Source organism: Lentilactobacillus fungorum, assembly GCF_016860605.1.
GTDB classification, from domain to species: Bacteria; Bacillota; Bacilli; order Lactobacillales; family Lactobacillaceae; genus Lentilactobacillus; species Lentilactobacillus fungorum.
Map to the genome: position 1 here is coordinate 188,883 of NZ_BNJR01000016.1, position 12,473 is coordinate 201,355.

Annotated in this window: 7 protein-coding genes and 1 pseudogene; 5 read left to right on the forward strand and 3 right to left on the reverse strand. The window is 42.6% G+C overall.

Annotation, left to right across the window (positions count from 1 at the left end; genetic code table 11):
- Positions 1-136 precede the first annotated feature (136 nt).
- Entirely contained in the window at positions 137-1,525 is a 1,389-nt protein-coding gene (locus tag YK48G_RS09795) for an SLC45 family MFS transporter (protein ID WP_203630539.1), read from the reverse strand.
- A 590-nt stretch (positions 1,526-2,115) separates the two neighbouring features.
- Here YK48G_RS09795 and YK48G_RS09800 point away from each other — a divergent pair.
- Positions 2,116-3,102 (forward strand): LacI family DNA-binding transcriptional regulator, encoded by a 987-nt coding sequence (locus YK48G_RS09800; protein WP_203630540.1) that lies wholly within the window; start codon positions 2,116-2,118, stop codon positions 3,100-3,102.
- 143 nt (positions 3,103-3,245) lie between these two features.
- Here YK48G_RS09800 and YK48G_RS09805 read toward each other — a convergent pair whose 3' ends face one another.
- Complete coding sequence (locus YK48G_RS09805) at positions 3,246-4,625, reverse strand: APC family permease (RefSeq protein WP_203630541.1); 1,380 nt, start codon at positions 4,623-4,625, stop codon at positions 3,246-3,248.
- A 266-nt stretch (positions 4,626-4,891) separates the two neighbouring features.
- Positions 4,892-6,169, reverse strand: coding sequence for a GTPase HflX (gene hflX, locus YK48G_RS09810; protein ID WP_203630542.1), 1,278 nt, complete (start codon positions 6,167-6,169; stop codon positions 4,892-4,894).
- Between the two features lie 547 nt (positions 6,170-6,716).
- Here hflX and YK48G_RS09815 point away from each other — a divergent pair.
- The 4 genes and pseudogenes from YK48G_RS09815 to YK48G_RS09830 all read left to right on the forward strand — a co-directional run bounded on the left by YK48G_RS09815 (position 6,717) and on the right by YK48G_RS09830 (position 12,472).
- A pseudogene (locus YK48G_RS09815) lies at positions 6,717-8,339 on the forward strand (peptide ABC transporter substrate-binding protein).
- Between the two features lie 419 nt (positions 8,340-8,758).
- Positions 8,759-10,381, forward strand: coding sequence for a peptide ABC transporter substrate-binding protein (locus YK48G_RS09820; RefSeq protein ID WP_203630543.1), 1,623 nt, complete (start codon positions 8,759-8,761; stop codon positions 10,379-10,381).
- A gap of 118 nt (positions 10,382-10,499) precedes the next feature.
- Positions 10,500-11,429 carry an oligopeptide ABC transporter permease gene (gene opp3b / locus YK48G_RS09825; protein WP_203630544.1) on the forward strand — a complete coding sequence of 310 codons (930 nt, stop codon included), beginning with the start codon at positions 10,500-10,502 and terminating at the stop codon, positions 11,427-11,429.
- A 14-nt stretch (positions 11,430-11,443) separates the two neighbouring features.
- The gene (locus YK48G_RS09830; protein WP_203630545.1) at positions 11,444-12,472 is read left to right on the forward strand and encodes an ABC transporter permease; all 1,029 of its coding nucleotides are present in this window, start codon (positions 11,444-11,446) and stop codon (positions 12,470-12,472) included.
- Position 12,473: the final 1 nt, after the last annotated feature.

Sequence of the window (12,473 nt, forward strand, 5' to 3'; positions counted from 1 at the left end):
GCCAGGCGGTTAGAAACCGGAACATAAGTCTCCTCTAACAAGAATTCCCGGGTTTGGAATTTTTGTTAGAGGTGCTTATGTGTAGGTTTCTGCCTGGCGTAGCTGTCCTAATTTCGCTTACATCTATTACCATACACTAAAGAACTTGTTGACTTAATTTCGAATGAATAAACCGAACTGAAAACGCCCCTAAAACAAGGGAAACGCCGCCGACTAAGAACATTGCTGGCATCGAGTGACCAACCATCGGGAAGATGAAGAAGCTGCAGAGCGAGGCAGCAATTTGGGGCAAGCAAATAGCGCAGTTGAATAGCCCTAAGTAGGCACCTTCGTTTTCACCGTTCAAAGCTTCGGTTAATAGTGAGAATGGTTGCGTGTTCATCGTAATGTAGGTAATCCCAATCAAACAGAATGGCAGAACTAACAACCACTTGCTGTGGATGAAGAAGATCAGGATGAACCCAAGGGCTCCAGCCAGGAGGCCAAAAACGTACCAAGCTTTTCGGTGTTCTGGCTTAGTTCGGGCTTGAACTAAGAGACCAAAGAGAACGGAAGCAACGGCTTGAATGCAGGTCAAAACGCCATACCAGTTGCCAGCAGCTTGATAACCGGCAGAAGAGGGGTTGGCTGTGTGCCAAACGTTTAGAGCAATGGCACCGGTTGCATATGTCCAGGAATAAAGAATGGCAAACCACGTAAAGAATTGAACAATCGAAATTTCCCAGAATACGCGAGGGGCTTTTTTAGTCAACGTCCACAAACTCGGCTGCTTCTTTTGGTCAGCTAAATCAATATTGTGATACGTCGCATATTCTTCTGGATTATACTCGTGAACCTTTGCAATCGTGTAAAACGATGTTAGTAGAAGAATAGCGGCTGCTAAATAGTAAGCTAATTTAACGGTAATTGGCACTTCGCCTTTTTGAGCGACGTTTGAAAGACCAAGAAAGGCCAAGAAGAAGGGGACTAGGCTAGCTAACACACCACCTAGATTAGAGAAGGATTGTTGCCAAGACCAAGCCATATCCTTTTGATCTTCGTTGACCATGTCGCCGATAACCATCTTGAACGGCTGCATGCAAACGTTGGATGAGAGGTCCATAAATAAAGTGGCGACCGCCGCGAACCACAGCGCGGCCGCAGAACCATAACCGAAACCGAATGACCCGGCATTTGGCAATAGTACCAGTACGATGGCAGCGACTGGCGCGCCGATGAACAAATATGGCATTCGGCGACCAAATCGTGTCCAAGTACGATCTGAATATTTGCCAATTAATGGCTGAATTACCATCCCGGCCAGTGGCGGTAGGATGAAGAAAAAGCCTAAATTATTGGGGTTGGCCCCAATTGTCTGAAAAATCCGCCCCATTTGCGATTGTTGCAATGAAAATGCCATGTTAACCCCGAAAAAACCAAATGTCATGGCAAAAATGGTGCTAACTTTCAACGTTGGTAGGTGTGAACCAAAACTTTTTGGTTCGGCTTGGGTGCCAACGTTGTCAGGTTTTGCTTTTGCGTCCATAAGTATTCCTCCTCGAAAAAAGTGAGCGGAGCCAGGCGCTTAGAAAGCGGAGCGTAAGTCTCCTCTAACGGAAATTCCCGGTTCTGGAATTTTTGTTAGAGGTGCTTACGTGGAGCTTTCTGCCTGGCGCAGCTGTCCTAATAACAATGAGCGGAGCCAAGCGCTTAGGAACCGGAACGTAAGCCTCCTTCAATAGAAATCCCCAGGTTTGGAATTTTTGCTGAAGGTGCTTATGTGGAAGTTTCTGCCTGGCAGAGCTGTCCTAAAACAAGCAAAACAACTACCAACTCCCAAAAGTGAACGATCCCCATAATCTTGGCCAAGAAATATTCTAAGGAAACGTTTACATCGATGATGATAACACTATAAAAAATCGCTTGCAATCCCTTTATAACGCAATCACAAACGTTTGTGTATTTTAGTAAAACTAAATATGGTAATATTAAAGGTAATAATCACTTTGTGAACGCTAATTGATGGACAAGTTTTTGTAGGCTGTATAAATTAAACTAAAAAACGGTCGTTGACATGTTCAGCTATATGTTATTGAGATTGAACTCAAACCAATTACTTGGAAAAGGGGTGAGTAAATGGCCGCAACTATTAAAGACATCGCCAAAAAGGCGGGAGTTTCGCCGGCAACCGTTTCTCGTGTTTTATCCAACCAAACGGCTTTTTATTCGGAAAAAACAGCTAAAAAGGTCAAAAAAGCGGCTAAGGAACTGGGTTATCAGCGAAACACCGCTGCCGTCGAACTAGTAACTCAACGGAGTAAAGTTATTGCAGCGATTGTCAGTTCAACCCAGACTAACTTTTCCGATCAGATTATCGATGGGATTCAACAAGTCGCCAACCAAAATAACTTGAATGTGATTATTTTGTACGCCGGCGAAAAAGATACCCAGATGCAACGAAAGGCACTTGAGACTGTGATTGAACGGTCAGTGATGGGCATTTTACTGATTGCTGTGGACCTTGATCCCAGTAACGAAGGCCTGTTGACATCCGCAAACATTCCCTATCTCTTTTTATCGATCACGTTGAAAAATCGTGAGTTACCATTCATTACTTCCGATGATTTTCAAATTGGTTATCAGGCAACCCATTATTTGATTCAAAAGGGGCATTCAAGAATTGGTCTGGTAGCCGCTGATTTGGAGTCGGTAACCGGCCATCTTCGACTGGAAGGCTACAACCAAGCAATGCATGATCATGGGCTGGTTATTCATCCCGAATGGGTTTGCGATGGCGACTTTGCATATGAAGACGGCGTGGTCGCGATGAAACAATACGGGCACAATCCCCCTGTCACCGCGGTCGTTGCTTCAAGTGATTTGGCTGCGATTGGCGTGATGAACCAGGCTCAAGAATTTGGTCTGAAGATTCCTGATGATTTGGCGGTTATCAGCGTTGATGGCACCAAACTCTGCCAGATCGTGCGCCCACAGATAACGAGCGTGACCCAAGCATTCTTTGAGATGGGCGTCCGCGGGATGAACCGGCTGATTAATTGGCCAGCGGCAGATGAAAAGCCCCTCTATACGCCGATTAAGATTGTCGAACGCCAAAGTGTTTAACTAAAAATGAAAGTAAGTTAATAAAAACCATTGGGCACATTGATTAAATGGATGAATTAATTGTCATTAAAGCCAGACAAAACGGGCACCATTATCCCAGCTGAGATAGTGGTGCCCGTTAACATGCCAACTAAATTGATTGTTTAATTTTCATCTTTTAACTCAGAGGAGTTTTTTAGTTCAGCCTGAACTTTAAAAGCTTCCCGGTTCTTCTTAGTTTCATAATAAAAGATTGGAATTCCAACACCAACCAACACAAATGACGTTAAAACGCCTGGCAGGTCTGATAAAATTTCACTGACAATCACGAACAATGAGCCGCCGATGGCGAGGATTGGTGTGATTGGGAAAAGTGGTGTTGAGAAGACCCGTTTTTGGTTCGGGTTGCGTTTTCTCAGCAAGAAGACGCCGACAAACGCCATCACATAGAAGCAGTAAACTGTGAAGATACATAATTCTGACAACCGATCAGCGTTGGAGAAAATAATCATCAACGCAACAATGATAAGTTCAGCGATTGTTGAAAAAATCGGGGTGTGTGACTTGGGATGTAAGTATGACAATGTCTTTGAGAACGGCAATTGACCACGCTTAGCCATTGCGTACATGATCCGAGGGAACGTCATAATTTTGCCGTTCATACAGCCGACGATAGAAATAATAATGCCAATACTAAGAATTTTACCGCCAATTTCACCGAATGCTTGGTTGGCAATGTATGGAATTGCGCTGGTGCCGAGCTTATGGATTTGTTCGGCAGGTACAGAACGGTACACGCCAAAGGAAACCAGCAGGTAAATGGCCATTACGGCGAGAATTCCAAACGTGATTGCTTGGGGCAGCCGTTTACGCGGATTCTTAATTTCACCACCCAAGTTGGCAACTAAAATCCAACCATCAAAAGCAAACAGAGTAGCCAAGATTGCCACTCCAAAATTGCCAGCGGTTTGATGAACGGTGACTAAGCTTTGGCCAAAGGCACGTTCATTGCCAAAGAAGAGGCCGAAGATAATCAAGGCTGCAACTGGTACTAACTTACAAATGGTCGTCACAATGGCAAAAGTTGCTCCGTAGCGGTTGGAAAAGAGGTTTAAGACGCCGACGGCCACAATGGTTCCAATGGCAATATAAACGTTATATTTACTGGAAAAACCAAAAAAGTCAGAAAGTAAAATAGCTAAATAAGCACCCAATGAGGCAATCATTGCTGGACCATAAAAAATAATCTGCATCCAACCTGATAAAAAGCCCCACATTTTGCCGTAAATCTTTTCCATGTAAACATAAAGCCCACCGGTTTCTGGCATCTGGGAAGCAATTTCTGCGATTGTTAAACCAGCTGTAATGGTTAAGAGACCACCGGCGAACCAAGCCAATAAGCCCATTGTGGTTGAGCCGGCGTCATCTAATACGGCTGATTGACGGACGAAGACACCGGCACCAATTATCGTTCCGATAACCAGCGCAAGTGCCGACCAAAGACCAAGATCGCGGTCAAGTGACACTTCTTTTTGTTGTTTCATAATTTTCAATTCTCCTTCTTGTAGTGAGCGAAGCAAAGCGGTTGGGATTTTTGTTAGAGGTGCTTACGCGCAGATCCCTGCTTTGCGCAGCTGTCCTAAAAATAGTGAGTGGAGCCAGGCGCTTAGAAAGCGGAGCGTAAGTCTCCTTGAACAGAAATTCCCGGGCTTGGAATTTTTGTTCAAGGTGCTTACGTGTAGCTTTCTGCCTGGCGCAGCTGTCCTAGACGTAATAGCCTATAAACACCTAAGCCAAAGTGATAACTAACTTACACGCGATACTTCGCTAAGCGTTTGACATCAGTTTCGTTCAATTCACTGGTAATGAGGGTCCCGTCGTCTTGGTACTCAGTCTTTAAGATGTTCGTGTTGTCATTGAGGTAAGAGACGACGTTTCCTTTACTAAACGGGATTAGCAACGAGACAGTTTGATAGTTTTTGAAAACTTTTTCTTTAATCATTTCAACGAGTTCGTTGAGGGAAGCTTCATCCATTGCTGACATGACCAAGTTATCGCCTTCTCTGGCAGGATAAGAAACGTCCAGCTTATCAGCTTTGTTCAACGCAACGATCATCGGCATGCCAGCAACTCCAATTTCGTTTAAGGTAGTCTCAGTTGTCTTCATCATTAGTTCACGATGGGGATCAGAATCGTCGACAACTTGAATTAACAAATCGGCGTTGGCAGCTTCAGCCAAAGTTGACTTAAAGGCTTGAACTAATTGGTGGGGTAATTGGCTAACGAAGCCGACGGTGTCACTTAATAGGAACGTTTTTTGATCAGGGAGGGTTAGTCGCCTAATCGACGTATCCAACGTGGCAAATAACATATTCTTGACCAAGACTTGTTTATCCGCGTCTTCGCCAAGCAGTTTGATCAACCCGTTCATCACCGTGGATTTGCCTGCATTTGTATAACCAACCAAAGCAACCGTGGGGATGTCACTGCGATCACGTTGCTTGCGTTTGGTTTGATCCGCCTTAGCGGCTTCCTTTAACTCTTGGTTAACGTGAGTGATTCGCTTTTCAAGGGTCCGACGGTTTAATTCATACTGAGATTCACCGGCCCCTCGGTTAGTGGCACCACCAGCCCCACTGGCAGTGCCCGTTTGCTGGTCAAGGCGTTGGCTGGCGCTGGTATGCAGCCGGGGCAGTTGGTACTTGAGCTTAGCCAGCTCGACTTGGAGCTTGGCTTCCCTTGATTGAGCCCGGTTGGCAAAAATCTCTAAGATCAAGCCGGTTCGGTCAATGATCCGGGCGTTGGTCGCTTTTTCAATGTTTCTGATTTGGCTGGGTGATAATTCATCATTAGCCACGATGGTGTCAACACCATCATCGATAACAACTTGTTTTAATTCTTCAATTTTTCCCTTGCCAAAGTAGGTGGCAGGATCTGGCTTGTCGAGCTTTTGAACCAGTGTCTCTGCGACCTGCATGTTGTTAGCTTCAACCAGGTTATTGAGTTCAGTCATTGAATAATCAAAACTGTTTGAGTTCCGGTTGAGTCCAATCGTGACAACAGGAGTGAGTTCGTCTGTTAAGTTCATAAGTACCTCCAAAGTGAGCGGAGCAAAGCGACTAGAAAGCGAAGGGTAAGTCTCCTTGGCGGGAAATTCCCAGGTTTGGAATTTTTCGCCAAGGTGCTTACACACAACTTTCTGCTTTGCGCAGCTGTCCTAAAAAGTGAACAGAGCCAGACAGTTAGAAACCATAGTCTAAGGCTTCTTAGCCAGAAATTCCTGGGCTTGGAATTTCTAGCTGAGGTGCCTATATGGGGATTTCTGTCTGGTACAGCTGCCCGCTTAAAATTACGTGTTCAAGTATAACACACAAGTGTAAAAAAATAATAAACAAATACTCTTTCGTTCAATTTAGCTTAAGTTGGACATGAAGGTTAAAATGATAAAAATACAAACTAAACTCATTGTTTATTAATGAATGTAATCGTTACTACAAAAGCAATGCAATGCAACGTGCAATAAACGAAGACTTTTCGATTATAAAAATTATGTTGATTTTAATCAAAATTTAATCTAAAATCTATCTGTTGCTGCGTTAAAGATCAAACACATTATTGAAGGGATGAATTCAAACATGAAGTTAAGCTCATTAATTAAGATTGGTGGCGTTGGACTGTTGTCGGCTGTCGTTCTGGCGGGTTGTGGCAGTAAGTCCTCACAATCGGGAGCCAAGAAGCAGACAGCTAATTGGATGGTCAATGCAAATATCAACACGATGGATGTCTCCAAGATGACAGATTTGATTTCCAGTCAAAATGTCAATGCGACCAATGAAGGGTTACTGCGGATGACAAAGAATAATGCCGTAATTCCCGGAGTGGCAAAGAATTATACCGTTTCAAAGGATGGCAAGACGTGGACGTTTAATCTGCGACAGTCAAAATGGAACGATGGCAAGCCAGTAACTGCTAAAGATTTTGTTTATTCATGGCAGCGAACGGTTAACCCCAAGACGGCTTCGCAATACTCTTACATCTTTTCAAATATTCAAAACGCCAACAAAATCATTGCGGGCAAATTGGCACCAACTAAGCTGGGTGTCAAAGCCGATGGCAACTATAAATTGGTTGTTCACTTAGTGAAGCCCCAAAGTTACTTCAAATATATGGTTTCGCAAAGCTATTACTTCCCAGAAGAAATCTCGATGGTTCAAAAGTATGGCTCGTCGTATGGGACGGACGCCAACAAGATTGGCTTTAACGGGCCATTTGTGTTGAAGGGCTGGAACGGCACCAATGATACTTGGAAGTTGGTTAAGAATGCTAAGTATTGGAATGCCAAGAACATTAAGTTGGATACGCTGAATATGCAAGCAGTTAAGGATCCCGCAACGGCGTTGAACAGTTATAACAGTGGCAAGCTTGACTTCACGACGTTAAGTGGCACTCAGGTGAAGAACTACAAGAATAGTAAGAACTATCATGTTTATAAACAAGCGTCAATCTACTACCTAGAAATGAACGAAAAGAAGTTCCCGATGTTTAAGAACCGAAACATCCGCAAAGCCTTCTCACTGGCAATTGATAAACAACAGTTAGTCAATAAGGTGCTGGCAGATGGCTCGCAGGCACCTAAAGGGTTTGTGGCCGATGATATGTCGAAACGTAACGGCAAGGACTTTGCTGACCAGTCTTATGTGAAGTCAGCAGTGGCTTACAATTTAGCCGAAGCCAAGAAGTATTGGGCAAAGGGCTTGAAGGAAACTGGCAAGAAATCCGTTAACCTAACGTTATTGTCTGATGATACGGACATTGCTAAACGCACGACCGAATTTGTTCAAAGCCAATTGACGAAACTGCCGGGCGTTAAGATTACCAATCAAAATGTCCCGTATAAGACCCGGTTATCCCGATCAGCAAGTGGCCAGTTTGATCTGGTAATTACTGCTTGGAACGCTGATTAACCAGACCCAAGCAACTTCTTGGATATTTTGACATCCAAGAATTCCTATAATAACGGTAAGTGGGCAAACGCAAAGTACGATGCATTGGTTAAGAAGTCAGAAAGTACGGATGCTGCCAATGAAAATGCGCGTTGGAATGACATGGTTCAAGCTGAAAAGATTTTGATGAATGATCAAGGCATTGTGCCATTGTATCAACCAGCCATTTCAACATTGATGAAGCCAAAAATTCATGGTGTCGAATTCTTCCCGACCGCACCACAATGGGACTGGAGCAAGATTTCGGTAAAATAAAGCTGCGTCTGCTAGCTCGACTCATCTAAAAATAGAATCTCAAAAGGTGGCTCAAATTACTGTGAAGCCACTTTTTTATACATAAAAAGGTGCATAAATCAAACTGACACTAACTTCTTATTATGTTAATAGGCTATGTGAGTCATTCGTAAATCGCCTTAACGAATTTTAAACTTAGCTCATTTATAATCAAGTATGTAAAAAATCGAAATATAATTTGTAATGAATCGGTAAGTGAACAAAAGTAAGCAAAAGCTGATGCTGCAGGTGATTACTGTTCACAAATCTGTTTCAACCAGTTAACTTCAACCCGTCAACTTCAAAAAAGTTGGACTGTGCATTGCTTTTAATCAAATTTTAATTTAAAATAGGTGCATCACAAAGGTTAGTAATTATTTTGAGGAAGGAAGTATTGCGACATGAAATTAAATTCATTAGCAAAACTTGGCGGGGTTGCTCTCTTATCGGCAGTTGTCCTCGCTGGGTGTGGTAGTAAATCTTCACAATCGGGTAGTAAGAAGCAAGAGATTAGTTGGATGACACCACAAAGTATTTCGACGATGGATACATCTAAAATGATTGATTTGTATTCAGCTCAAGTTGCCAACGGTACTAATGAGGGATTACTCCGAATGGCTAAGAACAACAAAGTTGACCCCGGAGTTGCCAAGAGTTATAGCGTTTCAAAAGATGGTTTGACATGGACATTCAACTTGCGTCATTCTAAGTGGAATGATGGGACTCCAGTTACTGCCAAAGACTTTGTATTTTCTTGGCAACGAACTGTTAAACCAAAGACTGCTTCACAATACGCTTACATATTCGCTAATATTAAAAATGCCAACCAAATCAACAAAGGAAAGATGTCTCCTTCAAAACTAGGGGTTAAAGCAGAGGGAAATTACAAGTTCGTTGTGACCCTTGATAAACCTCAAAGTTACTTTAAGTATATGGTTACCCAGCCTGAATTCTTCCCACAAAATTCTAAAGTGGTTAACAAGTATGGTGGCGATTACGGTGGTAATTCTACTAAGAATAGTTACAATGGACCGTTTATTCTTAAGGGATGGAACGGAACTAATGATACTTGGAAGCTTGTAAAGAACACCAAATATTGGAATGCTAAGAAAGTTAAGTTACAAACAATTAACTTCCAAGCTGTTAAAACACCGTCAACCGCTTTAAACAGTTATAACAGTAATAAACTTGACTATACGACATTAAGTGGTACATTGGCTGCCAATAATAAGAATAACAAGGCATATACGGTGTTCCCACAAGCTTCTACCACGTACTTGGAGTTTAATCAGAAAAAGATTCCTGCACTTAGAAATGTCAACATCCGTAAAGGTATGGCTTTAGCGATCGATAAGAAGCAAATGGTTAATAAAGTTATGCAAGGTGGTGATATTCTTCCTAAGGGGTTCGTACCTGCAAGCATGTCTAAACGCAATGGCAAGGATTTTGCCGATCAAGCGTATGTAAAATCAGGAACTGATTCGAACTTAACTGAAGCAAAGAAATACTTTGCAAAAGGCTTAAAGCAAGTCGGTAAGAAATCATTGTCACTTACTTTAATGGGAGCGGATGATGATGATAGTAAGCGAGCAACTGAATTTGTTCAGAGTCAGCTTACTAAACTTCCAGGGTTGAAAGTTACTAACCAAAACATTCCATTTAAGACGAAACTGACCAGAATGGAAAATCAACAATTTGACATTGGCCTTTCCGCATGGATTGCTGATTACCCAGATCCAAGTAACTTCCTTGATTTGATGGTTACCAACAACTCCTATAATGATGGCCGTTGGTCAAACAAGAAGTACGATGCATTGGTTAAGAAGTCTGAAAATCAAGATGCCAACAACGAAACTGCTCGTTGGAATGATATGGTTCAAGCAGAAAAGATTTTGATGAATGATCAAGGACTCGTTCCACTTTATCAACAAGGCCAAGCTGCATTACTTCGACCTTCTGTTAAGGGAGTTCAAGCCTTTACGACTTCACCACAATATGATTGGGCTAAGGCTTCAGTTAAGTAGTAATTTAATTTTACAGTTCAAAGTATTTGAGGCTGGTTATTGAATTCCAGTCTCTTTTACATTATTATGGACTTTATGAGAAAACAGTAACAACATAATTAGAATGTGAGGAACTCATATGGTAAAGTACTTGGGAAAGAGAATATTTTATATTATTTTGACCCTGTTTATCGTTAGTACGATCACCTTTTTTCTGATGAAGTTCATGCCAGGGACGCCCTTGACTAACCAAGCCAAGCTGACTCCTAGCCAAATTCATCAGATCTATAAGCAGTACGGACTTGATAAACCAGTCTGGCAGCAGTACCTCGTTTACTTAGCCGGTGTTGTTCACGGTAATTTCGGGGTATCCTTCCAATTTAGTAATCAAGCTGTTTCTTATTTGATCGGTAGCAGAATGGGGCCATCATTGATCATTGGTGGCCAGGGAATGATTGTCGGTGTCCTTTTGGGATTAGTTCTTGGATCTCTTGGTGCCGTCAAAGCTAATACATGGATTGATACGACTTCAACGATTGTTTCAATTTTGTTAGTGTCTATTCCATCCTTCGTTTTGGCAGTGCTTTTGCAATATTATCTGGGATTAAAACTGCGGTGGTTCCCAATTGCCGATTGGGGCGGATTTATATACACAGTCTTACCGACCATGGCACTAGCGGCTTCTCCTTTAGCTGAAACTGCACGATTTATGCGAACTGAAATGGTTGATGTGTTAAGCTCAGACTACATTGAGCTTGCAAAAGCTAAAGGACTAGGCAAAGTGGGAATAATCTATCACCATGCTCTACGAAACAGTTTGATTCCAATTATTACTATAATTGGACCGCTGACTGTTAATATCATGACCGGTTCAATGGTTGTTGAAAACATCTTCTCAGTGCCAGGAATTGGTGAACAATTTGTTAAGTCGGTTTTGACTAACGATTACCCAACGATCATGGGGCTCACAATTGTTTACTGTGCAATGCTTTGCGTTGTGCTGTTAATCACCGATATTTTGTACGGATTGATTGATCCACGAATCCGACTTAGCGGCCAAAGTAATTAGGAAGGAGAATAATAATGGCAGATAATGCAAAACCAATTTCGACTGGTGATTTTAAACCAGTCACGGCAGCTGACCGTAGTCATTTAGACAGTGAAAAAATTTCAGCGCCATCATTAACTTTCCTACAAGATTCGTGGCGCCGATTACGAAAAAATAAAGCAGCGATGATTGCTTTGATCGTTTTGATCATTTTATTTATCTTGGCGTTTGGGTCTGGCTTCTTTGAGACCCATAATCCTAACGCCACTAACCCCAACTTGGCAAACTTACCGCCAAAAATTCCGGGGATTGATATTAACGGGTTTAACGGGACGATCATGCAGTCCGGCACCCGAGTGAATGCTTATGCCCAAGCGCATGCTGGCAACGCCTATTATCTTTTAGGAACCGACTACCTTGGCCGGGACCTCTTCTCCAGAATCCTTTATGGAACTCGGATTTCGCTTGAAATTGCCTTGATTGCCAGTTTCTTTGACTTGGCATTTGGTGTGGTTTACGGCATTGTTTCCGGCTGGATGGGTGGTCGAGTAGATACCATCATGCAACGGATTATTGAAATTATGTTGTCAATTCCAAACTTGGTTGTCATGGTCCTATTAATCTTGGTCTTAAAACCAGGAATGTCTGCGATCATTTATTCCATTGCGATTACCAGTTGGATTAATATGGCCCGGCTGGTTCGAGCGCAAACCTTGGAGCTCAAGAACCAAGAGTTTATCTTGGCGGCCCGAGCGCTAGGCGAAAGTTCGCTGAAGATTTCGTTTAAGCACTTGCTGCCGAACTTAAGTAGTGTCATCATCATTAACTTGATGTTTACGATTCCAACGGCGATCTTCTTTGAAGCCTTCCTGTCTTATATCGGAATTGGGATTAGTGCCCCGCAAGCTTCCCTTGGTACTTTGATTAACGATGGGCAAAAGAACTTCCAATTCTTACCATATCAGATGTGGTATCCAGCCATCGTGTTGTCAGTCTTAATGATTGCATTTAATATCTTGGGTGATGGATTACGTGATTCATTCGACCCCAAGAGTAGAGAGTAGG